This window comes from Nocardia seriolae NBRC 15557, from assembly GCF_007990715.1.
GTDB lineage: Bacteria > Actinomycetota > Actinomycetes > Mycobacteriales > Mycobacteriaceae > Nocardia > Nocardia seriolae.
Genome location: NZ_BJWY01000084.1, coordinates 1 through 22,646, shown reverse-complemented (window position 1 = coordinate 22,646; position 22,646 = coordinate 1). Strand labels below are relative to the sequence as shown.

The following is a 22,646-nucleotide window of genomic DNA, read 5'->3' as shown; positions in this document are numbered from 1 at the left end:
CGGGCTGGCGCGAGGACACTGAAGGCGTAGCACCGCATTCGTCTCCAAGGAGCATCGCGATGGCATCCGACCGGCCTTTCGGAATGGACCCCGAAGAACTCGAACGCATACTGCGCGAGGCCGGAATCGAATTGGGCGACCTGCTCGGAAAGGTCGGCGAGTACATCGATCGCGCCAGCCTGGCCACCACCCTGACCTCGCTGCTGGGTCAGTTCGTCCAGCCGGAGCGCACGCGAGCGCCGAAACCGGAGGCCCAGACCACCGGTGAGACCGGCAGCGGCGTCTGGGTCATCTACACCGTCGACGATACCGGTGGAGCCAGAGTCGAACAGGTCTTCCCCACCGAACTCGAGGCCCTGCGCGCCCATCGCGACAACACCGACGAACGCCGCCGAGTCCGCTTCCTCCCATACGGCGTCCCGGCGACAGCACTCGACACGCCCTGACGGTCGAGTGCTGTCGAAAGAGCCGGTCGCCGAACCCGGTCCGACCTGTACTACCCCTCCGAGCACAGGTCGGCGAGCCGGACCAGGTCGCTTTGCAGCGCGGGGTCGCGGTCGTGGTGGGCGGGAACCGTCAGGTGGACCAGGCGGTCGAACCAGACCGGCAGGCTGAGCACGCGGTATTGCTGCACGATGCGGGTGCCGGATTCGCGGGGTTCCAACCGGAATCGCCATTCGGTGGTGTCGCCGTAGATGCCGCCGTGGGTGATCCACACCAGTTCGTGGGGTGGGTCGACGACGGTGAATTCGCACACGCGGCTCCAGCGCATGAAACCGGATCGGCTGTGGCCGCGGAAGCGGGCGCGGACGGCGGGTGCGGTTGCGCCGTCGAGCCATTCGGCGCGCAGGCATTCGTGGCTCCATTCACCGATGCGGGTGACCTCGGCCAGTACCTGCCACACCGCCTCCGGCGCGGCGCGGGTGTGCACCTCGTGTCGGCCGCCCAATGATGAACGCAGGGGCGAGAACCGGGCGGTGCGCCAGCGCCGGAACGCGGAGCGGCGATAGCGGGCGCTCATCACGTGCAGCATCACCCAGCGTGGAACCGCGGGAATCAACCCCGTGATCGCGGGCCGGTGCGTCGTCGATGATGAACAGGCCCTCGTCGAAGACCTCGATCGGCCCGAGCGGTTTGACGTTGTACTCGGTATTCCAGTGCCGCCATTCGGCTTCGGTGATCGTGGCCGAGACGATCGGCATCATCTCGGTCTCCTCACGATCCAGATGCGGCAGCAGCACCGCGCTCCATCGGTCGATCGCGGCGATCAACTCGCCGCGCGCGTCGTCGGAATCGCGATACGCCCGGGCGGCGGTCCGCAGGGAATCCATTGCCGGATCGACGGATCGATGGTCGGCGTGCATCCGATCGAGCAGGCTGTGCGCCTCGGCATTGCGTCCGCGCACCAGCGGGTAGAGGTGCTCGTCCTCGGAACGGTGGTGCTGGTGCAGGAAGTGCATCATCCAGTCGAGATGCGCGGCGAGCGCGATGCGCTGGGCCGGGAAGGGCGGTGGGTCGGTGGTGAGTGTCTCGGTGGTTCTGGTCAAGTCGCGTCGCAGCGCCGTGTGGACGACGTGCATGACGCGGGTGTCCGCGGGTCCGGCGAGGCCGGTGACGGCGGTCATGGCATTCTCTACTCCTCGTGCAGTTCGAGCAGCCGCACAATCGCGTCGGCCGCCCAGCCTCGGTACTGCTCGTGTGACCACCCCGTCACCGTGGTGAACAGGCGGTAGACCTCGTTGCTGAACACCGCCTGGACCGCATCGGCCTCGAGGTCGGTCAGTGGCCGCCGGGCTGCGGCCGCCACCAGCGCGGTGCGCGAGATGCGTTCGTCGCTACGGCATTTCGCATCGAGCGCGGCCAGTTCGGAGTTCGTCTGCGCCGCGATGTCGAGTATCCGGCGCAGGTCCGCGGTGCGCCGATAGATCGAGGCGAAGACCTCGGCCATAGTCGCGGCGCGTACGGCGAGGCCGCCCTCGCCCACGTCGAACCCTGGACGGTCGTCGAGGCTCACCGCCGCGTCGTCGCCGACGACGGCGATGTCGAGCACCGTTTTCAGCAGCAGGACCTTGTTGCCGACGGAATAGACCGTCTCCACCGAACATCCCGCCGCGCGCGCGATGTCACGCATGGACGTGCCTTCCCATCCCCGTTCCATGAACAGTCGCGATGCGACCTCGAGCACGGATTGCCGTGTCCGGGAAGCCAATTCCCGCCGTAGCGGCGATTCGTATCGGCGAGGCCCGGGCGTGGTCACCCATCAAGTATGGAACGGCTCTGTATTCATCACAAGCGTGTTCCAGTGATTTCCTCGACTCGAATCCGCAGCCACCACGGATCCGGCCGCACGAGGTAGGTACCGGCGAGCGACGGTCAACCGGACGAAACCCCTCGGTCGGACGGGCGGACGGACTAGCCTGTTCGAGGGAGTCCGTGGTCGATCGGCGATTGAACGGTGATGGGATGGACGGAGAGACCCCGGTCGAACAGCCGCACACCTCACGCATTTACGACTACTTCCTCGGCGGCAAGGACAACTACGAGGCGGATCGGCAGGCCGCGGAGGAAATTCTGCGCGCCTGGCCCGATATTCGGATCGCGGCCCGGGTCAACCGCCGGTTCATGCATCGCAGCACCCGGTTCCTGGCCGAGGCCGGGATCCGGCAGTTCCTCGATATCGGCACCGGCATCCCGACCGAGCCCAATCTGCACCAGATCGCCCAGCAGGTCGCTCCCGACGCCCGGGTGGTCTACGTCGACAACGATCCACTGGTCCTGGCCCACGCCCGGGCGCTCATGACGGGCAGCGAGCAGGGCGCGACAACCTATATCGAGGGCGACGTCACCGACCCGGATGCCATCCTGCGCGACCCCGAGCTGCTCGGCTCCCTCGACCTGTCCCGGCCGGTCGGACTGAGCATGATCGCGCTGCTGCACTTCGTCGAGCTCAGCGTCGACCAGATCGTGAAGACCTTCCTCGACGCCCTGGCCCCCGGCTCCCACCTCGTAATCTGCACCATCACCGCCGATTTCGCCCCCGAGCAGGTGCGGGCCGCCCAAGAGGTCTACCGCATCCGCAAACTGCCCGCCCTGGTGCGTACCCGCCAGGAGGTCACCTCCTGGTTCACCGGCCTGGACCTGGTCGCCCCCGGAATCGTGCCACCGCATCGCTGGCATCTGATGGAGTCCGCCGCCATCTCACCGTCGTTCGACGCCAAGGTCTCCTGCTACTGCGGTGTGGCCCGAAAACCGTAGCCCGCCCGTGCCCCAGGATTATCGCGACCTTCGCGACCGCGACTGCGGCCACCGCGCCCACCGACCAACGCCACTGGGTCACGACGAGTCCGCCGAGTCCGGCGTGGATTGCGAGCATCGCGAGGATGACCGCGACGACCAGAATCGGGGTAGTCCGGATACGCGGTTTCTATCCGAGGTGGCTCATTCGAATGCCCGGGTGGTTCCGGAATCGATACGCAGCCAGTCGATGTCGAGTTGCCGGCGGGTGAATCTGTTCAGGTCGTCGGTGATGAGCTCCTGGATTCGTCGCAGTTCGTCCTGCCCCGTGGCGTCGATGCGGATCGTCAGCGTCGTGGCGTCGGCGTGCAGGGCGGCGCGGCCCCACGGGGTGAATTCGACGGTGCCGTCGTTGCCCTCGGATGCGGCGCGCACGGTCAATTCTCCGCGCGCGGCAACCTGATGTGCGGGCTCGTGCTCGCCCGTGCCGCCGTGGGGCCGGAATCGGTGTGCGCGAGCACCGTTCATGGTGTCGGCCATGGCCGCGGCATGCTTGCAGAATTGTGCGAGGTAGCGTGCGGGGCGGTCGGTGGAGATGCGCGCTTCACTGCTCGGCATCGGGTTCACCGCCTTTGGTCACGCGCACGAGCCAGGCGGCGACCCGGCCTGGGGGGCGGGATGATCTCCAGCTCGGTCGGTTCGATGGAATCGACGTGCCAGCCGTCGCCGAACGCCTCGGTGATCTCGGTGCGGCTCAACCGGCGCGGGCCCCAGGTTCCGGTCTCGGGGTCGCTGAAACCCACCATGAGATACCGGCCGCCGGGTGTGATCGCGGCGCGCAGGCTGTCGACACAGGCCGCGCGGGCCGAGCCGTCGAAGATGTGGAACAGCCCGCAGTCCAGCACCGTGTCGAAGCGCTCCGCGAGCTCGCCCAGCCGGCAGGCGTCATGGCGGATGAATCGTACGGTCAGCCCTCGGTCCCGGGCCTTGGCCCGGGCGGTTTCCAGGGCGGCCTCCGACTGATCCACGCCCACCGCGTCATGCCCCTGCATGGCCGCCGGCAATGCGTGTTCGCCTGTGCCGCAACCGATATCGAGCACCCGACCGCGCAGCTCGCCCGCCCGCGCGAGCGCCAGCAGGGCCGGTTGCGGCCGATCGATATCCCAGGGTGGTTTGGTCGCGTAGAGGTCATCGGCTCCGGTCGCCGAGTGATCCGGATGCGGGGAATGACCGGGTACGTACATGGGGTGCTCCCATCTGATCGGCACTGAACCGAATTTATCGATACACGGCGTCTCCAGTCGAGGGTTGATGTATTCACCATGGGCGTCATGTACGGTGGGCGTGTGCCGAAGCTGTGGAACGAGACAATCGAGTCGCATCGCGTCCAGGTGCGCGACGCGATCATGGCCACCACCGCGGCGCTGGTGTTCGAGCTCGGCCTGCGGGCGGTCACCATGGCCCAGATCGCCGAGCGCACCGGCATCGGCCGCGCCACGCTGTACAAGTACTTCCCCGATGTGGAATCGATCCTGCACGCCTGGCACGGCCGCCGCATCCACGAGCACCTGCGCCAACTCGCCGATGTGCGTGACGGCGTAGGCGATTCGAACGAGCGACTCACCGCCGTCCTCACGGCCTACGCCCACATCGCTCAGCAGACCGGCAACCACGACGCCGAACTCGTCCGCTTCCTGCACCCCGACCCTCAGATCGCCGAAGCGCAGCGCCAATTGCGCGAAATCGTCAGCAGCCTCATCGCGGAGGGCGTCGAGACCGGCACCCTCCGCGACGACATCCCGCCCCCCGAACTGGCCGCCTTCTGCCTGTACGCCCTCGCCGCCGCCCGCGACGCCGAATCCGAAGCTGCGATAACCAGACTCGTGCACCTGGCACTGTCCGGCCTACGTCACCACTGAACCACGATCCGGCTCCCCCGTCGCCCGCCCGGGTCGCCCGTGACGAACGTCCTTCGGGCTACAGCGAGCGGGAGATGATTTCCTTCATGATCTCGCTGGTGCCACCGTAGATGCGGTTGACGCGGGAACCGACGTACATGCTCGCGATCGGGTACTCCATCATGTAGCCGTAGCCGCCGAAGAGCTGCAGGCACTTGTCGACCACCTTGTCGGCGGTCTCGGCGGCGAACAGCTTGGCCATGGACGCGGTCGACGGGTCGTTCGTGCCGTCGATGTACTGCTGAATCGCGTAGTCCACCAGGGTTTTGATAGCCAGCGCCTCGGTCTTGACCTCGGCCAGGGTGAACGCGTTGTGCTGGAACTTGCCGATCGGACGCCCGAACGCCTCGCGTTCCCTGGAGTACTTCAGCGCCTCGAGCACTGCGGCCTCGGCCAGTGCCGAGCACAGGCTGGCGATGATCAGCCGCTCCCGCGCCAGCTGCTCCATGAGCTGGTAGAAGCCCAGACCCTCCTGCGCGCCGAGCAGATTCGCCACGGGCACCCGCATATCGGAGAAGAACAGCTCCCGGGTGTCCTGGCCGTGCTGGCCCATCTTCTCCAGCACCCGCCCGCGCTCGAAGCCGGGCAGATCCTTGGTCTCGGCCACGATCAGGGAGACACCGGCCGCGCCCTGGGACGGATCGGTCTTGGCCACGATCACCAGCAGATCGCAGTGGGTGTCATTGGAGATGAACGTCTTCGAGCCGTTGATGACGTAGTGGTCGCCCTCGCGGATCGCGGTGGTGCGCACCGACTGCAGGTCGGACCCGGTGCCCGGCTCGGTCATGGCGATGGCCAGCACCAGCTCACCGCTGATGATGCCGGGCAGCCACTTCGCGCGTTGTTCTTCGTTGCCGTAGTTGTAGACGTAGTGCGACACGATCGGCGAGTGCACCGAGAAGCCGAACGCATTGTCGTGGGCGTAGACCAGCTCCTCCTGCACCACCGCCTGCAACCCGAAATCGCCTGCCGCGCCGCCGAATTCCTCGGGCAGGTCCAGCCCGAGCAGCCCGGCGTCACCGGCCTTGTTCCAGAATTCGCGGTCGACCTGATGTTCGCGATTCCACCGCTCGCGGTTGGGCGGAATCTCCTTGGCGAAGAACTCCGCAGCATGCTTGCGCAGCTCGCGGTGCTGCTCGGTCTCCCAGGTGGGACGGTAATCGGGGAAGAGTCGGGACATCGTCGTTACCTCTACTTTCCGGTGGCGGGGGTACGGACGCCGTTGAGCGGCAGGTCGTTCGCGGCGGCGATCGCCTCCAGCTCGGCAATGGTCTTGTCGGCGAAGGCGTTCCGGAAGCCGTCGTGGCTGCCGTCGGCGTCGAAAACGCTCAGCGCGTTCATGAAGAAGTGCGGCTCCACCGCGCCGAGGGCGACGAAACCGTCGCGGCACTCGTAGATGCCGTAGCCGGGGAACGCGCCACCGAGCACGGCATTGGGTCCCATGAGCCGGTAGCGCACGGCATCGCCCGCGCGGGCCGCCGCCTCCTCCAACGCGACCCGGTAGGGTCGTCCGACGCCGGTGCTCGCCCGCGCCACCAGGGCGGCCAGGGCGGTGGAGACCGCGCGCTCCGCGCCCAGGATGTCGGCGGCGGGGACCGTGGGCATGCGCGGCGGGGTGAGGGTGGCGTGCACGGCCTGATAGTTGAGGTCGTGGCCGGGCACCTCGGGATCGTCGGCGTGCCCGACGATTTCGATGAGCGAGAGCTCGGGGAACCGCTGCTGCGGTTGCGCCAGACCGAGTTTCGCCAGCGCGCTCGGCCGCATGGAGGTGACCAGCAGATCGGCGGTGGCCAGCAGGTCGTCCAGCTTGGCGCGGTCGGCGGCGGCCTTGACGTCCAGGGTCACCACGGTCTGGGTGCTGACCAGCGCGCGGTACCAGTCCGGCGCGGCCGCGGCCAGCGGGTCGCCGGTGGGCGGTTCCACCTTGGTGACCGTCGCACCGAGCTCGGCGAGCCGGGCTGCGGCCAGCGGGCCGGGCAGATTCACCGCCAGCGAGACGACCTCCACACCCGCGAGGGGCAGCATCGTTGCATCCTCCATGCCAGCGAACGATACGTATGTATAGTCAACAGGTCAACAGTAGTAGTTACTCTGCTTAAGAATAGTTGATTACTACGCGTCGTAGAATCGCCTGATGCCGACGAACCGAGGGGCGCTGTGCTGAATCCACGGGCCACGAATGACGACCTGACCGCCAAGGCGCGCATCCGCAACGCGGCCATGGACCTCTTCTCGCAGTACGGCGAGTCCCGGGTCTCGATGCGCGCGGTCGCCGCCGAGGCCGATGTCACCCTCGGCCTGGTGCAGCACCACTTCAAGACCAAGGCCGGGCTCATCGCGGCGGTGGACCAGCTGGTCGTGGACTACTTCGCCGCCGCGGTCGCCTCGGTCCCGTTGACCGGCACCCCCGGCGAGAACGTCGCCGCCCGCAACGAGGCCGTGCGAATCATGTTGCGCGACAACCCCGCGGTGGTGAACTACGTGCGCCGTGCCATCCTCGAACCCGCGGAAACCCAGATGCGCCTGCTGGAAGCGCTCATCGAACTGACCCGCCGCGAGGTCGGCAATCTGCGCGAAGCGGGCCAGGCCTCGACCGCCCGCCGCGAATCCACCCAGATCGTCGACGTCCTGGTGGGCCAGTTCGGCGAACTCCTGCTCGCCCCGATGATCGACGCCGTCTGGGAGCGCGTCGCGGGCGCGGGCGACACCGCCAAGCCGCGGCTGTCGATCACCGTCCGGGACTGAGACACGCGAATTGCAGTGTCGGGCAATCGGTTCGACCGCGCTACGGAACGCCGGGCCCGATCGCATCGGGATCGGACCCGGCGCCTATCCGCAGTGTCTGACCTGCGGCTTCGCGATCAGGGAATGTTCAGGATCTGACCGACACTGATCATGTCGGGGTTGTCGAGGCCATTGGCCCGGACGATTTCCATGAAGCGGTCCCGGCTGCCGAGCTCGTGTTCGGCGATCGCTTCGAGGGTATCGCCGGGCTGCACCGTGTAGGGGTGCGGTCCGGCAGCGGCCGGTGCGCTGACCTCGCCGGCCGCCGTGGGGGTGTCGGTCGCGGTGCGGGTGGCCCAGATAGCCTTGTCGCCCGCGTACATCACCAGATTCCGATCCGGTTGCAGGACAATCCGATCGGCACCCTTGCCGGTGGTCTGCGTTGACCACGCGGCTTTGCCGTCGGATTTGTAGAGCACGAAATTGCCGTCCTCCTGCATGACGGCCCGTTGCACATCTTGACCGTGGGTTCCGGAGGCCCACACCTCATTGCCTGGTTCGGTAAGGACCAGATTGCCGTCGTTCTGCAGGGTCAGGGAGTATCCGCCGTTCTGAAGCGACTGACCCAGCCCGAGCTCATCACCGATCCGCAAGGTATCGCTCACGACTGTTCCTTTCGAAGAAGGTTCACTCGCACTCGACCAATGACGTGCTGCACACGAGTGTGTACAGCGATCCACGGTACGCCTGGCCGTCAACTCAATCGACGAGCAGGCGGGTCAGGACGGTCACCACGGCGGCACGGGCCGCAGTGACGGGGAGGGATTGATGGCGGCGCAGCACATCCCAGGTCTCCCACGAACCGATCGCGAAGGCGGCCTCGCGGGCGGCGGGGTCGAGGGCATCGAGCTCGGGCAGATGCGTGCGCAGGTGGGCGCGCAGCGCGGCGCGGCCCTCGTTCAAGCGCTCGGAGAGCACCATCGATTCGTGTTCGCGCAGCAGCGCCGCGCGGCGGGTGCTCGTGATCTTCTCGAACAGGCCGGACCGCAGCGTGACCAGGGCGTCGATGCGCTCGCACAGATCGCCGGTGACCGGTTCCAGGAGCACGATCCAGTGCCTGGCGATCTGGGTCTGCGCGGCATCGAGATACAGCGTTTCCAGGTCCCGGAAGTGGTGGTACACCGACCGGGTGGCGACGCCGGCGCGCTCGGCCACCGCCTGCGCGGTGGGCTGGAGACTGCCCTCGTCGATGAGCGCCAGGGCGGCCTCGAGGACCGCTTGGCGGTTCCTTGCCGCGCGTGCTGTGCGTCCGTCCATCGTCGGCAACCCTACACAGAAAAACCACTAGTTGCACAGATCATGCAAATACATTTAGGGTCGGCGACATGCACGCATTGCGGACACCGGACGAGCGGTTCGCCGACCTGCCCGACTTTCCCTTCGGACCGCACTATCTCGAGGTCGCGGCCGGAGACGGGAGCGATACCCGCCTGCGAACCCACTATCTCGACGAGGGACCCCGCGATGGCGAGGTCGTCCTGCTGCTGCACGGCGAACCCTCGTGGAGCTTCCTTTACCGGAGGATTATCCCGGTCCTAGTGGTCGGCGGATTGCGGTGTGTCGCACCGGATCTCATCGGTTTCGGGCGCAGCGACAAGCCCGCCGAGCGTGCGGACTACAGCTATGCCCGCCACGTCGAATGGCTGCGCGAGGCGCTGTTCGACCACCTGGACCTGTCGGGGATCACGCTGGTCTGCCAGGACTGGGGCGGTCTGCTCGGATTGCGGCTGGTCGCCGAGCATCCCGACCGATTCGCCCGGGTCGTCGTCGCCAATACCGGACTGCCCACCGGCGACGCGAAACTCACCGAGTCCTTCGCCGCCTGGCAGCGGTTCTCCCAGCAGACGCCGTCGTTCCCGGTCGGCGGGATCGTCGCGGGCGGCTGCCGCACCGAGCTGACTCCCGACGTGGTGGCGGCCTACGACGCGCCGTTCCCGGACGAGAGCTACAAGGCGGGCGCGCGGGCCTTCCCGCTCCTGGTGCCCACCCGTCCCGACGATCCCGCCGCCCCGGCCAATCGCGCGGCCTGGGAACGGTTGGCGCACTTCGCGAAACCGGTCCTCACCGCCTTCTCCGACGGCGATCCGATCACCGCGGGCGGCCATCGGGTGTTCCAGGAGAAGGTGCCCGGCGCGGCCGGACAGCCGCACACCACCGTCCTCGGCGGCGGCCACTTCCTGCAGGAGGACCGCGGCCCGCAACTCGCCGCCCTGGTGCGCGAGTTCATCGCCGCCAACCCGGCGTCCGACGTCACCGGAGGTTCCACGAAATGATCAGCAGAAGAGGCTTTTTCGGCACCGGCGCGATGGCCGGGGCGACCGCCGCCGCGGTGGCCGCCGCCGGGCCCGCGGCCGCGACGCCGAGCCGCCTGGACAATCGCCGGGACAAGCCCAATATCCTGGTCGTGATCGTCGACGAGATGCGCGCCCCGATGTGGTTCCCCGAGCAGTCCGTGCTGGACACGATCCTGCCGAATATCGCCGCGCTGCGGAACAAGTCGGTCTCGTTCGAGCAGCACTACACCGCGGCCAACGACTGCACGCCCTCGCGCGGCGCACTGCTGACGGGCCTGTACTCCCACCACGCCGGGGTGCTGTCGACCTCGCAATCCGAACTGGCGGCGGCCTTCCCGACCTGGGGCACGATGCTGCGCGAACAGGGCTACCGCACCAGCTGGTGGGGCAAATGGCATCTGGGCCACTACGCCGACACCACCCCGGGCGGGCTGGACCGCTACGGCTTCGACGGCGGCACCTACCCCTCCCCCAACGGCGCACCCGAACAGGGCCTGCAGATGGACGGCCGCATCGTCGACCAGTTCGTCGACTGGTTCAACAACGATGCGGCACAGGGGCCCTGGTGCACGACGGTCTCGCTGGTGAACCCGCACGACATCCAGTGGTGGCCGCGCTGGACGCGACGCACGCTGGCGCAGTACGACATTCCGCGCTGGATCAACGACCTGCCGGGCAACTTCGAGACCATCGAGCAGCTCTCCCGCAAGCCGCGATTGCAGAAGGCCCTGGTCGAAGTGTCGGCGGTGACCTTCGGGCTGGCGCCCTACGGGACGCCCGGCGCGGACCAGGAATGGATCGATCTGCGCAATCTGTACCTGTGGTTCCAGCAGCAGGTCGACCTCCAGATCGGGCGTGTACTCACCGAATTGGCGGCCCAGCCCGAGGTCGCCGCCAATACCGTCGTGGTGTTCACCTCCGATCACGGTGACTACGCGGGATCGCACGGCCTGCACGGCAAGGGCGGTGGCGCTTACGACGAGGCCATCCGGGTCCCGCTGTTCGTGCACGATCCGCGCGGCCTGCTCACCCCGCAGCCGGGTACCCGCGAACAGCTGACCTTCAGCATCGACATCGCCGCCCTGCTGCTCACCATCGGCACCGGCGGCTCCGGCTGGCGCTCCGACGACCGGTACGCGCACCTGGCCGGACGACACGATATCGCCACTCTCGCACGGGATCCGGGCGCGGCCGGGCGGCCGTGGGTGCTGCACACCACCGACGAGCACTCCATCGAGGAGGCGGCCGTGCGATTCAACGACGACGCCCCCGGCCACGTCATCGCCCTGCGGACCACCGACGCCAAGTTCGTCCGCTATTCGCACTGGCTCCCCGGCTCCCCGCAGATCGACACCGCGCAGCCCGAGGAATACGAGCTCTACGACTACTCGACCCGCGACGGCCAGCTCGAGCTCGACAACACCGCCGCCATCGGAGGCGGGCTGCGCGACACCATGAGCCGCCTGCACGATCAGGCGATCGAAACCGAACTGCACCAGCCGCTACCCTCCTATCTGCGACAGGCGCAGCAGGACGGATGGAATGACTACAACACCCAGACCGCGAAACCCTTCGGCGAGCAGCTCTCCGACTTCCTGCGGGACGGCATCGGTGCGAAATAGCCTGCGGGGCAGCGTGGTCGGCGGTTCCACGGCCGGGTTGCTCACCGCCACGGCGGGACTGCTCGCCGCGGCGGCCGGTACCGCCACCGCCATCCCCGTGCCCGCCGTACCCGCCGCGCCGCCCGGATTCATCGGCGCCGCGGCCGTCGCGCAACCGATCACCGATGTGCCGCCGGTTCCGCAGCATCCGTACCTGGCGCCCAACGGCAACTCCGGCATCCACGACGACGGATGGATGAGCAATACCAACACCCGGCCAGGCCCGCTCGGCCACGATATCCGGGTGGTGTCGGCGGTGGTCGGCGGCGAATGCGGGTCCATCGCCTTCGATCGCGCCGGTCGCCTGGTGACCACCTGCATCGGCCCGAACCCGGCGCTCTACCTGCTCGACCCGGTCACCCTGAATGTGCTGGGCCGCAGCGCCCTACCGGGTGATCCGGGCGCTTTCCTGCGTCCGGGCGCGTTCGGTAACTTCACCGGCGGGGCCTACTTCTATCTGGACAACCAGGACCGCGCGGTCATCGCCTCGCGGGACGGCCACATCCGGGTCTTCACCGAGAACAGCGGCGGCGACGGCTTCACCCTGGCCCGCGACTACGACCTGACCGACGTGCTGCGCCCCGGCGAGACCTTCAACTCGGCGCTGCCCGACAGCAACGGCCTGCTGTGGTTCGTCGCCCGCACCGACGGCGTGGTCGGCACGCTGGATCTGAACACCGGTGCGGCACAGGCGATCCGGCTCGGTGACGGCGCGGACGGCGAGATCGAGAACTCCTTCGCGGTCGGCAATGAGGGTGACGTCTACATCGTCACCAACCGGGAACTGCTGCGCTTCGACGCCGGCCCCGGCGGCGCGCCCGGCATCACTTGGCGCGTCACGTATGCCAATAGCGGACAGCACAAGCCGGGCCAGGTCGACGACGGCACCGGCACCACTCCGACCATCCTGTCCGGCGGCTACGTCGCCATCACCGACAATGCGGACCCGATGAACGTGGTCGTCTATCGCACCGCGCCCGGGGCGGCGCAACGGCAGGTGTGCGCGGTCCCGGTGTTCGGCGCGGGCGCGAGCGACACCGAGAACTCGCTCATCAGTGCCGGAAACTCCCTGATCGTCGAGAACAATTACGGCTACACCGGACCCGAGGCCGCCCTGCTCGGCAAGACCACCACACCAGGCCTGGCCCGTATCGACATCGACCCCGACGGCAATGGCTGCCACCAGGTCTGGACCAACACCACCGAAGCCGCCCCGACGGTCGTGCCCAAACTGTCCCTGGCCACCGGCCTGGTCTACACCTATACGAAGGGCACCGAGGTCAGCGATCCCTGGTACCTCACGGCCCTGGACTTCCGCACCGGTGCCACGGTCTGGAAGCAGTTGGCCGGGACCGGCCCCGGCTTCAACAACAACTACGCCGGAATCGCGATCGGCCCCAACGGCACCGCATATCTCGGCGTCCTCCCCGGCCTGATCGCCCTGCGCGACAACTGAACCGGGCAACCGCTGCCGTGCCGGTCACGCCGACCCGCGGCCCGTTCGGATACCAGTGGGGACCTCGGAGATCCCGGAATCGAGGGTCGTGCCGGAGTGATCGACCCGGCCCCGGGCGGGTTCGCCGGAGCGCCGAATGGGCGTTCGGCCGGGTGGCAGTCGCGCAATGAAGATCATCGCGGGCCCGCCGGACGTACAATTCGGCCAGGTTCCCTGCTCGACCCCGCTGAGCTGGAGGTGAGGTTGTCCGCAACCGCCGCTCCGGGCACGACGGCCACGGTCGTCGCGCGGCTCGAGGCGGTACGGAGCGGCGGCGGAGGGCTCGTACTGCTGACCGGCGAGGCGGGGATCGGCAAGACGTTCCGGGCCCGGGCGTGGGCCGAGGCGGCCGAGTCCGCCGGGTTCACCACGGTCTGGGCCACCGCCCAGCCGGGAGCACCCGCGTACTGGCCGTGGATTCAGGTGCTGCGGGCGATGTCCGCGGCCGAGATCCTGCGCGACGTCGACGAATCACTGGATCTGCGAGCGCGTTTCGAGCTGTTCGAGCAGGTGACGGTCGAGTTGGCCGCGGCCGCCGCGAAAACGCCGCTGCTGATCGTGCTCGACGATATGCACCGCGCCGATATCGCGTCGCTGCGGCTCCTGCAATATCTGGCGGGCTCCGTGCGGCGCTTGCGGATTCTGCTGGTCGCGACCCTGCGACCGGCGTCCGAGGCCGACGGCTGGGCCGAGGTGCTCGCGATCGCCGAGACCCTGCCCGTGGCCCCGCTGCCGGAAGCCGAGGTGGCCCGGATGCTCGCGGCGGCGACCGGTGAAACGGCGGACCCCCTTGCGGTGCAACGGATTCTGCTGCGCACCGGGGGCAACGCCTTCTTCGTTCGGGAGCTGGTCGGCCTGGTCGCCCACGATCCGGGAGCGCTCGAACAACTGCCGGAGACGGTGCGGGCGGTGGTCGCGGCACGGGTCGCCGACCGGTCCGCGTCGTGTCGGCGGCTGCTGGCCGTCATGGCGGTGCTCGGGACCGCCGCGCCACTGCGCCGGGTGGTGGACGCCTTCGCCGAACCGGCACCCGTGGTCGCCGATCTCCTCGACGAGGCCGTGGCCGCGGGCTTGCTCACCCTCGACGACGGCGTCACGGTGCGATTCGTCCACGAGATCGTGCGCGACGCGGTGTACGGCAATCTGCCGACCGCGCACCGGTTGTACTGGCACGGGGTGATCGCCGACCGGATGGCGTCCGAGCCGGATCCCGAACCGGCCGCCATTGCCGAGCACTGGCGGCTGGCCGGGCCCGAACATGCCGCCGAGTCCGGTCGATGGTGGCAGCGCGCCGGAGACGAACGGCTGTCCGCGCTCGCGTACGAGGACGCGGCCCGGTGCTACGAGCGGGCCTCGGAGTCGCCCGGTGACACCGGCATCCGCCAATTGCGCCTGGGCGACGCCTGTCTCGCGACCGGCGACACCGCGCGCGCCCGGGCCGCCTACCTGGACGCGGTCGCGACCGGGCGACGCGACCAGGACCCGGACCTGGTGGCCGCCGGCGCGCTCGGACTCGGGTCCGGTCCGGCGGGATTCGAAGTGGCGCTGCACGATCGCGAGCAGGTCTCCGCCCTCGAGGACGCGCTCACCCTGCTGCCCGCCGAACCCGGGGCCACCCGCGCCACGGTTTTGGCCAGATTGTCGGTGGCACTGACCTATCCGACGGACGGATCGCGCCGCGCGGAGCTGGCCGACAGCGCCCTGCGCACCGCCTCCGCCGCCGGTGACGAGGCCGCGCTGGCCGCGGCGCTGGCCGCACGCTGCGATGTGCGCTCCGGCCCGGAGCACGTGGCCGAGCGCCTGGCCGATGCCGAGCGCATCATCGAGATCGCGCAGCGGCGCCGGGACGCCTCGCTCGAACTGGTCGGCCGCCGCATGCGCATCGTGGCCCGGCTGGAACTCGGCGACATGGCCGGATTCACCGAGGATGCAAGGCAATTCGAGCTCCTCGCCCGCGCCCTGCGGCAGCCGCTGTACCTCTGGTACGGGCCACTGTGGCGGGCGATGACCGCGCTGGCCGCGGGCAGCTTCCCGCAGTGCGCGCACGCCCTGTCCGAGGCCGCGCGCCTGGGCGCGAGCGCGGGCAGCGCCAACGCCTACGTCCTGACCTCGACCCTGCGCTGGTGCCTGGCCGTCGACTCCGGGGACCGCGACGACCTCGAGGTGGTCGGCCGCCTCCTCGACGAGATCGACGCGGTCTGGGTGGTCTTCACCAAGGCCCTGGTCGCCGTGCAACTGGGGCACATCGACGAGGCGCGCACCCTGCTGGATATCGCTGCCCGCGAACGCGATGCGCTGCCCCGGGACGGCAACTGGCTCGCGACCGTGGCGCAGGTGGCCGAGGCGCTGGGCAGCGTCGGCCCGCATCCGATCGCCGGGTGGGTCTACGAACAGCTGCTCCCCTTCGCCGGATTGTTCGTGGTGGAGGGCATCGGTGCGGTCCTGCGTGGATCCGTCGAACGGCATCTCGGCCTGGCCGCGACGGCGCTGGGCCGCAATGAGATCGCGGCGGCGCACTTCGAACGGGCTCTGCGGGCCAATCGGGGTCTGGGCGCACCGCTGCTGGTGGCCAAGACCATCGCCGATGCCCGGCGTGCCCCGGCGACCGTGCCGCCGGTCGCGGCGGACGCGCGATTCGCGCGGGAGGGCGAATTGTGGCAGCTCGCCTTCGGCGGGCACACCGCGACCGTGCGGGACTGCAAGGGCCTGCACGACATCGCGCGGCTACTGGCCCGGCCCGGGGTGCCCGTCCCGGCCTTGGACCTGGTGACCGCCCCCGGGCATTCCGGTGCGAACGCCGAAAACCTCCACGAGCCAGGCGATCTCGGTGAGCTGATCGACGACCGGGCGCGCCGCGAATACCGCCGCCGCCTGTCGGAGCTCGAGCAGCAGGCCGACGCCGCGGATCTCGCCGGTGACGGGGACCGCTCGGCGCGCATCGCCGCGGAGCGCGCCGCCCTGCTCGCCCAGCTGAGTGCCGCGTTCGGGCTCGGCGGCCGCCCGCGCCGCACCGGCAGTCCCGTCGAACGCGCCCGCACCACCGCCACGGCCCGCATTCGCGACGCCATCCGCCGGGTCGCGGCGGCACACCCCGAACTCGGTCGCCACCTGCGGCTCTCCATCAAGACCGGCACGGTCTGCTGCTACGAACCCGACGGTGAGGTGCGCTGGCTCACGTCGTGAGATCGTTTCTCACGCCTCCCGAGTAGGACCACTACTCACCGAGGAGGCATCCGATGCCACGCACCACCAAATCCGAGGCCCCGATCGCCGTCGACGCGGACGTCATCGAGGCCCGCTACGTCGAAATGGGCGGCTACACCGTCGGATTCGAGACCTTCAAACAGGATTTCGATCCCGCCCCGCTGTTCACGGGCCTGCCCGACGACCGCTGCCAGTGTCCGCACTGGGGACTGGTGGTCAGCGGCCGCCTGGTGCTGCGCTACGCCGATCACGAGGAGACCTTCCGCACCGGCGACGTGTATTACGGCGCGCCCGGACACCTTCCGCTGGTCTTCGCCGGTTCCGAGGTCATCGAGTTCAGCCCCACCGAGGCCTTCGGACAGACCATGAGCGTGGTGGAGCGGAACATGCAGTCCGCGGCCGCCGGTTCGTAAGGAGACGATCATGTACCTCGCGGCATACCATTTCGACGGCGATCCGGGCGTGCTCGCCGCCGCCTACCACCGGCTGATGGCCGGTTTCCCCGAAGACGCCATCCTGCTGCACGCGGCGGTCCGGCGGCCCGACGGCTTCACCGTCTACGACGCCTGCCCGGACGTCGAGACCTTCCGTTCCTTCAGCACCGGCGACGAATTCCGCGAAATGCTCAGTGCGGTAGGGCTTCCCGCGCCCCGTGTCGAGCCGCTCGGCGAGGTCGAGTCGAGCCTCGTGCGGCAGGTGACGACATGAGCGCACCGGTGGTGCACGATCCACTCGCCGCACTGGACGCCACGGCGCAGGCCGCGCTGGTCCGGTCCGGCGAGCTCGGGCCCGACGCGCTGGTGCGCGCCGCGATCGACCGCATCGAGCGGCTGAATCCCACCTTGAACGCGGTGGTCAGCACCCGCTACGAGCAGGCGCTGACCACCGCGGCCACCGCGTCGGGTCCGTTCGCGGGCGTCCCGTACCTGCTCAAGGACCTGGTCGCCGAAATGGCGGGCAGCCCGCTGACGGAGGGTTCGCGCTACCTGCGCGGGCATGTGTCAGCGGTGGATTCCGCACTGGTCACCCGGCTGCGCGCGGCCGGGCTGGCCATCGTCGGGCGCTCGAACGCACCGGAATTCGGGATGACCCCGACGGTCGAGCCGGAACTGTACGGTCCGTGCCGAAACCCCTGGGACATCACGAGATCCACCAGCGGTTCCAGCGGCGGGGCGGCCGCCGCGGTGGCCGCCGGGCTGGTGCCGATGGCACACGGGAACGACCTGGGCGGATCGCTGCGGTACCCCGCCTCGGCGTGCGGGGTGTTCGGATTCAAGCCGACCCGGGCGCGGGTCTCGCTGGCCCCGCTCTACGGCGACGTGATCAACGGTTTGGCCGTGGAGCACGCGATCACCCGCTCGGTGCGCGACAGCGCCGCGCTGCTCGATGCGACCGCGGGCGCGGAACCCGGTGACCCCTACCTCCCGCCCGCGCCGCGCCGACCGTTCGCCGCGGAGGTAGGAGCGGATCCCGGGCGGCTGCGCATCGCCTATTCACCGCGCACCGCGGATGGCACGCCGGGTCACCCCGACTGCTTGGCGGCCCTCGATGACGCGGTGGCACTGCTGGTTTCGCTGGGCCACGAGGTGATCGAGACCGATCTGCCCGGACTCGACGACCGGGTGGGCGCGGCCATCGGCACCATGTACCAGGCGACGATGGCCTGGATCATCGCGCACTGGACCCGACGCCTCGGACGAGCCCCGGCCGACGGTGAACTCGAGCCTCTCACCGCGGCGTTCTGGGCGGGCGGACAGCCGGTTTCGGCCGCGCGGTATCTGCTCGCGATCGAGGACCTGCAACGCTTCGCCCGGCAGGTGGCGGGCTTCCTGGCCCCGTTCGACGCCTGGCTCACACCCACGCTCTCGACACCGCCGCTGCCGCTGGGCGAGATCACCTCGACCCCCGACCAGCCGATGCGCGCCCTGCAGAACGGCGGCCGCACCGTCGGATACCCGGGCGTCGTCGCGAACATCACCGGCAACCCCGCCATGTCGGTGCCGCTGTGGTGGAACGCCGACGGGCTCCCGATCGGCGTCCACTTCCTCGGCCGCTACGCCGACGAGGCCGGACTGTTCCGCCTCGCAGCCCAACTCGAAGCCGCACGCCCCTGTTCGAACCGGATCCCACCGGTCAGCGCATAGGGGTCGGGATCTTCACCGGGCCGCACCGGCGTGCGCGATGCCTTCGCCGAAATGTTCGGGCAATGGCCCGAATTCGGATGAGCCGGGTCCGCGCCGGTCAGGCGCCGATCGCCGCGGCCATGGCTGGCCAGAATTCGTGCAGATCGTCTTGCCAATAACCCCAGGAATGGGTGCCCGGGTGGGAGCGGTAGGTCGCGGGGATGCCGAGGGTGGCCAGGCGGAGGGTGAGGCGGCGGGTGCACTCGCCGGTGGCGGCCTCGATCGGGCCGCCCTGGGTGATCTGGGTGCGGAGCATCGAAGTGCTTCCGGCGATGCGGTAGTCGTCGAGATTGTCGTGGCTGCCGGGGAGCCCGGTGCCACTGGAGATGAAGATGGTGTGCCCACGCAGTAGATCCGCGTGCAGGTAGGGATCGTTGGCGGCCCACCCGGGGCTGCCGAGGGGTCCCCACATATTCTCGACGTCCCCGCCTGCCTTCACCCCGGTGGTCAGGTGTACGTATGCCTCCCCGAGCGGGGAACTGGTCTCGGCGCACCCGCTGAACGCCCCGACCGCCTGATAGAGGTCCGGGGCGGCCTCGGTGAGGGCCAGCGACGAGGTCGCCGACATCGACAGTCCGACAAGCGCATTCCGCCCCGAGGTGTGCAGCGCGGCATCGATGATCGGGGGTAGTTCGGCGGTCAGATACGTCTTCCACCGATTGCGTCCGAGCACCGGATCGTCGCGCTGCCAATCGGTGTAATAGCTGCCCCCGCCGCCGTGCGGAATGACGACATTGACGCCCGTGGCCGGGGCGAAGCGCGGCAAGTCGGTCATGGTCGGCCAGTCGACTTCGTCCTCCGCCTTGACCGCGCCGATCAGCAGATACGCGGTCGGCCGCCCGGCGCTGCCGCCGTCGGGGATCAGCACGTCCTGTTCGATGACCCGGTCCATGGCCGCCGAATACACACCGATCGCCATCTGGTGATCGCCGCGCCACTCGATTCGATCGAGGTATGCGCCCGCGGCGTGCGCGGGCGAAACGATCACCGAGGCGAGCGCGACCAGGGCGGCGATCACGGCCGCACGGACCGCATTCCGGAAAAGGCGAAGGTGCATAATCGGTTCCGCACTTTCTGTTTCGGACGCGGCCCGTGCTATCCGTGCTTTCTCAGCGTAACTCTCCGTGCTGGTACAGAATTGGCGGTCGGTTGGATCCGCCCGACATTTGCTCCTCAGTCATGCTCGATCACGGTATTGCGCAGCACGCCGATGCCGTCGATCTCGACCTCGACCTGGTCACTCGGCAGCAGTGCGCCCACGCCGCCAGATGCCCGGCGTAGTTGCTGCCCGCGCACACGATGGTCCCGGGCTCGCACGGAGCCAGCAGTTCCAGTTCTGACAGTCGCGCCACCAGCGCCCCGGGTGTTTCCGCGCCCCAGGGGAACTCGTGCACCTTGTCGCCGTGGGCGATACCGCGCCCGACCTGTCCGTCGAGCGCGTAGCGAACGATCCGCATGCCGTTTCCGTTCTCCGCCAGCGCTTCCCGCACCAGCTCGACCGGATGCCAGGCCGTGCGGCCCGCGCCGTGGAAGATCTGCTGACGGCACGAGACGCCGGTGGCGGCGACAATGGTGTCGGCCGGTTCGGCGGCCAGCGCCGGGAACAATCGATCCTCGCCGACCGCGAGCGACGTCTCGTAGTGCTCGGATTCGAACCCGAACGACCCGGCCATGCCGCAGCATCCGGAGTCGATCTCCTCGACCACCGCACCGGGAATCCGCCGCAGCAGGGCCATGGTGGCGGCGGTCCCGACCTCGGCCTTCTGATGGCAGTGCCCGTGGAACACGATGCGCCGCCCGGCGAATCGCGAATCCGCACGCAGCTGCAGCCTGCCCGCGTCGATGGCTTCGACAAGCAGCTCCTCGACCTGCCGCACGCGTGCGGCCACCTTCCGCACCGCCTCCGAATCGGGCAGCAGGGCGTTGTTCGTCGCGCAGCATGAAGACGCACGAGGGCTCACACCCGACGATCGGCGACCCGGGAACGGTCGTGGTCGTCAGCGAATCGACCAGTGCCCCGGCCTTCTTCTTGGCATCGTCGAGCAGCCCCTTGGACATGGCAGAGCGCCCACAGCAGCCGCCGGTGGCCAGTTCCGCCTGCCACCCCGAGCGTTCCAGCAGTTCGATGGCGGCCTGGCCGATGTGCGGTTCGGTGAAGGTGGTGAACGAGTCCGCGAGCCAGTTCAGCCCTGTTCGTTGGCATCGAGAATCGCCGACCACTCGAAGTAGGAGCGCGCCAGTTTCGCGGTGCGAGAGGCGGCCAGGGCCTTCTCGCTGATCGCGTTGAATCCCAGCCCCGGCGGCAGCATCAACCCCTTCTGGGAGCAGCCGACGGTCACATCGACACCCCACTCCTCGTGCCGACAGTCGATGGACCCCAGCGAGGAGATCGTGTCCACCAGCAGCAGGGCGGGATGCTCGGCTTCGTCGATGGCCGCCCGGATCTCGGGAATCCGGCTGGTGACACCGGTCGAGGTCTCGTTGTGCACGACCATGATCGCCGAAATCCGGTGCGCCGTATCGGCCGCGAGATGTTCGGCCACCGCCGCCGGATCCGCACCGTGCCGCCAATCGCCCGGCACGAATTCCACCTCGAGCCCGAGACGTAGCGCCATTTCCCGCCATAGGGTCGCGAAATGGCCGGTCTCGAAGGCGAGTACGCGATCACCCGGCGACAGCGTGTTCACCAGGGCCGCTTCCCAGGCCGCGGTGCCCGAAGAGGGGATAGATGATCACCGGCCCGGTGGTACCGAACACCGGGCGTACCCGCTGCAGCAGATCCTTTGCAAGATCTTGGAATTCGGGTCTCCGATGATCGATTGTCGGTTGCGCGATGGCCCGCAGGACGCGATCGGGGACATTGGTCGGGCCGGGAATCTGGAGAAAATGGCGTCCGCTGTGGGCTGCCATAGCTCGAACTTCCGTCCTGTGCCGTGATATTGCACACTGTGCCGTGAAAAGGTGCAGCAAGGGTAGGGATGCGCGATGAAGGAGTCAATACCTTGCGAAATGTCTTGAACACCTTGCGAGTTCTCGAGGAAGTGGCGGCCCGCCAGCCCATCGGAGTAGGCGAACTGGCCCGCGTCCTGGACCTTCCCAAGAGCACGGTGCAACGCGCACTGGTCACCCTCGATACCGCGGGCTGGATCCGTCCCGCTGCGGGCGAGGTCACCCGCTGGGTCATCACCACGAAAGCCCTTGCGGTGGGCGGCAGTGCGGGCGGCGACCTCGGCCTTCGCGGCACCGCTCTGCCCGTACTCGAGGACCTCCGGCGCAGCACCGGCGAAACCATCCACCTGACGATCCCGGAAAACGGCAAGATGGTCCTGATCGAGCGCCTGGAAACCGGCAAGCCGGTCCGCACCAGCATGGCCCTCGGACATGCCCTCCCCATGCACGCCTCCGCCAACGGCAAGGCCGTCCTGGCCTTCACCCCACCCGACGACCTCCGCTCCCTACTCCGCGACGACCTCCCCCGCTACACCGACACCACCATCACCGACCCCGAATCCCTCCGCGCCGAACTCAACCACATTCGCGCCCAAGGCTTCGCCGTCAACCACGGTGAATGGCGTTCCGACGTAGGCGCAGTAGCCGCAGCCGTCCTTTCTCCCGACGGCCACCCCCTCGGCAGTCTCAGCATCAATCTCCCAATAGGTCGCCTGACTCCCGACTCCGAACCCACCTTCGGCGCGGCCGTATATGCTTCTGCCGCAACCCTTTCCGCCCGGTTGGTATAAAATCCAACTATTCTGAATGGCCTTGTATCACATGCCATTTCGGCTTCAAAGTCAGTGTGATCGGCGGTAGAATTAGTGCATGGGTTCGAAGGC

At 68.6% G+C, this 22,646-nt stretch carries 25 protein-coding genes; 12 read left to right on the top strand and 13 right to left on the bottom strand.

Going from position 1 to position 22,646, the window contains the following annotated elements:
- Window positions 1-59 precede the first annotated feature (59 nt).
- Window positions 60-446, top strand: coding sequence for an Rv0313 family protein (locus NS2_RS23455; protein WP_033089261.1), 387 nt, complete (start codon window positions 60-62; stop codon window positions 444-446).
- A gap of 50 nt (window positions 447-496) precedes the next feature.
- On the opposite strand, the gene NS2_RS23450 is transcribed toward NS2_RS23455, so the two are convergent.
- Genes NS2_RS23450 through NS2_RS23440 form a run of 3 tightly spaced genes read right to left on the bottom strand, consistent with a single transcriptional unit; the run spans window position 497 to window position 2,185 of the window.
- Window positions 497-904, bottom strand: a complete 408-nt coding sequence (locus NS2_RS23450) for an SRPBCC family protein (protein ID WP_231992893.1) — start codon at window positions 902-904, stop codon at window positions 497-499.
- Window positions 867-1,625 (bottom strand): hemerythrin domain-containing protein, encoded by a 759-nt coding sequence (locus NS2_RS37765; RefSeq protein WP_063865044.1) that lies wholly within the window; start codon window positions 1,623-1,625, stop codon window positions 867-869. The genes NS2_RS23450 and NS2_RS37765 overlap by 38 nt, the downstream gene beginning before the upstream one ends.
- 8 nt (window positions 1,626-1,633) lie before the next feature.
- The gene (locus NS2_RS23440; RefSeq protein ID WP_033089262.1) at window positions 1,634-2,185 is read right to left on the bottom strand and encodes a TetR/AcrR family transcriptional regulator; all 552 of its coding nucleotides are present in this window, start codon (window positions 2,183-2,185) and stop codon (window positions 1,634-1,636) included.
- Window positions 2,186-2,463: 278 nt separating this feature from the next.
- Here NS2_RS23440 and NS2_RS23435 point away from each other — a divergent pair, with 278 nt between their 5' ends.
- A complete protein-coding gene (locus NS2_RS23435) occupies window positions 2,464-3,255 on the top strand; it encodes an SAM-dependent methyltransferase (RefSeq protein WP_052086707.1) in 792 nt (263 codons plus the stop codon).
- A gap of 183 nt (window positions 3,256-3,438) precedes the next feature.
- Here NS2_RS23435 and NS2_RS23430 read toward each other — a convergent pair whose 3' ends face one another.
- Window positions 3,439-3,852 carry a DUF2218 domain-containing protein gene (locus tag NS2_RS23430; RefSeq protein ID WP_033089263.1) on the bottom strand — a complete coding sequence of 138 codons (414 nt, stop codon included), beginning with the start codon at window positions 3,850-3,852 and terminating at the stop codon, window positions 3,439-3,441.
- A gap of 5 nt (window positions 3,853-3,857) precedes the next feature.
- Entirely contained in the window at window positions 3,858-4,478 is a 621-nt protein-coding gene (locus NS2_RS23425) for a class I SAM-dependent methyltransferase (RefSeq protein ID WP_081986096.1), read from the bottom strand.
- 87 nt (window positions 4,479-4,565) lie between these two features.
- On the opposite strand from NS2_RS23425, the gene NS2_RS23420 reads away from it, so the two are divergent.
- Window positions 4,566-5,153, top strand: coding sequence for a TetR/AcrR family transcriptional regulator (locus tag NS2_RS23420; protein ID WP_230464764.1), 588 nt, complete (start codon window positions 4,566-4,568; stop codon window positions 5,151-5,153).
- A 58-nt stretch (window positions 5,154-5,211) separates the two neighbouring features.
- On the opposite strand, the gene NS2_RS23415 is transcribed toward NS2_RS23420, so the two are convergent.
- Together NS2_RS23415 and NS2_RS23410 are read right to left on the bottom strand one after the other, a co-directional pair.
- On the bottom strand, window positions 5,212-6,372 hold the full coding sequence (locus NS2_RS23415; RefSeq protein WP_033089264.1) for an acyl-CoA dehydrogenase family protein: 1,161 nt from the start codon (window positions 6,370-6,372) through the stop codon (window positions 5,212-5,214).
- A gap of 11 nt (window positions 6,373-6,383) precedes the next feature.
- The gene (locus NS2_RS23410; RefSeq protein ID WP_033089265.1) at window positions 6,384-7,217 is read right to left on the bottom strand and encodes a CoA transferase; all 834 of its coding nucleotides are present in this window, start codon (window positions 7,215-7,217) and stop codon (window positions 6,384-6,386) included.
- 132 nt (window positions 7,218-7,349) lie between these two features.
- On the opposite strand from NS2_RS23410, the gene NS2_RS23405 reads away from it, so the two are divergent.
- A complete protein-coding gene (locus NS2_RS23405) occupies window positions 7,350-7,937 on the top strand; it encodes a TetR/AcrR family transcriptional regulator (RefSeq protein WP_033089266.1) in 588 nt (195 codons plus the stop codon).
- Between the two features lie 116 nt (window positions 7,938-8,053).
- On the opposite strand, the gene NS2_RS23400 is transcribed toward NS2_RS23405, so the two are convergent.
- Complete coding sequence (locus tag NS2_RS23400) at window positions 8,054-8,581, bottom strand: LysM peptidoglycan-binding domain-containing protein (RefSeq protein WP_033089267.1); 528 nt, start codon at window positions 8,579-8,581, stop codon at window positions 8,054-8,056.
- 94 nt (window positions 8,582-8,675) lie between these two features.
- The gene (locus NS2_RS23395; protein ID WP_045438662.1) at window positions 8,676-9,233 is read right to left on the bottom strand and encodes a TetR/AcrR family transcriptional regulator; all 558 of its coding nucleotides are present in this window, start codon (window positions 9,231-9,233) and stop codon (window positions 8,676-8,678) included.
- 68 nt (window positions 9,234-9,301) lie between these two features.
- On the opposite strand from NS2_RS23395, the gene NS2_RS23390 reads away from it, so the two are divergent.
- The 7 genes from NS2_RS23390 to NS2_RS23360 all read left to right on the top strand — a co-directional run bounded on the left by NS2_RS23390 (window position 9,302) and on the right by NS2_RS23360 (window position 18,774).
- Window positions 9,302-10,249: a haloalkane dehalogenase gene (locus tag NS2_RS23390; protein ID WP_033089268.1), complete on the top strand. Its 948-nt coding sequence runs from the start codon at window positions 9,302-9,304 to the stop codon at window positions 10,247-10,249.
- Window positions 10,246-11,892, top strand: a complete 1,647-nt coding sequence (locus tag NS2_RS23385) for a sulfatase-like hydrolase/transferase (protein WP_033089269.1) — start codon at window positions 10,246-10,248, stop codon at window positions 11,890-11,892. Before NS2_RS23390 ends, NS2_RS23385 begins: the two co-directional genes overlap by 4 nt.
- The gene (locus NS2_RS23380; protein ID WP_143161325.1) at window positions 11,882-13,387 is read left to right on the top strand and encodes an NHL repeat-containing protein; all 1,506 of its coding nucleotides are present in this window, start codon (window positions 11,882-11,884) and stop codon (window positions 13,385-13,387) included. The genes NS2_RS23385 and NS2_RS23380 overlap by 11 nt, the downstream gene beginning before the upstream one ends.
- Window positions 13,388-13,630: 243 nt before the next feature.
- Window positions 13,631-16,609: an ATP-binding protein gene (locus NS2_RS23375; RefSeq protein ID WP_145961821.1), complete on the top strand. Its 2,979-nt coding sequence runs from the start codon at window positions 13,631-13,633 to the stop codon at window positions 16,607-16,609.
- 53 nt (window positions 16,610-16,662) lie between these two features.
- Complete coding sequence (locus NS2_RS23370) at window positions 16,663-17,043, top strand: cupin domain-containing protein (RefSeq protein WP_033089271.1); 381 nt, start codon at window positions 16,663-16,665, stop codon at window positions 17,041-17,043.
- A gap of 10 nt (window positions 17,044-17,053) precedes the next feature.
- Window positions 17,054-17,338: a hypothetical protein gene (locus tag NS2_RS23365; protein ID WP_033089272.1), complete on the top strand. Its 285-nt coding sequence runs from the start codon at window positions 17,054-17,056 to the stop codon at window positions 17,336-17,338.
- Complete coding sequence (locus NS2_RS23360; RefSeq protein ID WP_033089273.1) at window positions 17,335-18,774, top strand: amidase; 1,440 nt, start codon at window positions 17,335-17,337, stop codon at window positions 18,772-18,774. Before NS2_RS23365 ends, NS2_RS23360 begins: the two co-directional genes overlap by 4 nt.
- Window positions 18,775-18,871: 97 nt before the next feature.
- Here NS2_RS23360 and NS2_RS23355 read toward each other — a convergent pair whose 3' ends face one another.
- From NS2_RS23355 to NS2_RS36855, 4 genes are all read right to left on the bottom strand, one after another.
- Window positions 18,872-19,870, bottom strand: coding sequence for an alpha/beta hydrolase (locus NS2_RS23355; RefSeq protein WP_033089274.1), 999 nt, complete (start codon window positions 19,868-19,870; stop codon window positions 18,872-18,874).
- Between the two features lie 130 nt (window positions 19,871-20,000).
- On the bottom strand, window positions 20,001-20,702 hold the full coding sequence (locus NS2_RS36860) for an Rv2993c-like domain-containing protein (RefSeq protein ID WP_197707815.1): 702 nt from the start codon (window positions 20,700-20,702) through the stop codon (window positions 20,001-20,003).
- 294 nt (window positions 20,703-20,996) lie between these two features.
- A complete protein-coding gene (locus NS2_RS23340) occupies window positions 20,997-21,500 on the bottom strand; it encodes a pyridoxal-phosphate-dependent aminotransferase family protein (protein WP_200885918.1) in 504 nt (167 codons plus the stop codon).
- The gene (locus NS2_RS36855; protein ID WP_197707813.1) at window positions 21,478-21,723 is read right to left on the bottom strand and encodes a hypothetical protein; all 246 of its coding nucleotides are present in this window, start codon (window positions 21,721-21,723) and stop codon (window positions 21,478-21,480) included. Before NS2_RS36855 ends, NS2_RS23340 begins: the two co-directional genes overlap by 23 nt.
- Window positions 21,724-21,815: 92 nt before the next feature.
- On the opposite strand from NS2_RS36855, the gene NS2_RS23335 reads away from it, so the two are divergent.
- The gene (locus NS2_RS23335) at window positions 21,816-22,553 is read left to right on the top strand and encodes an IclR family transcriptional regulator (RefSeq protein WP_033089287.1); all 738 of its coding nucleotides are present in this window, start codon (window positions 21,816-21,818) and stop codon (window positions 22,551-22,553) included.
- Window positions 22,554-22,646 lie beyond the last annotated feature (93 nt).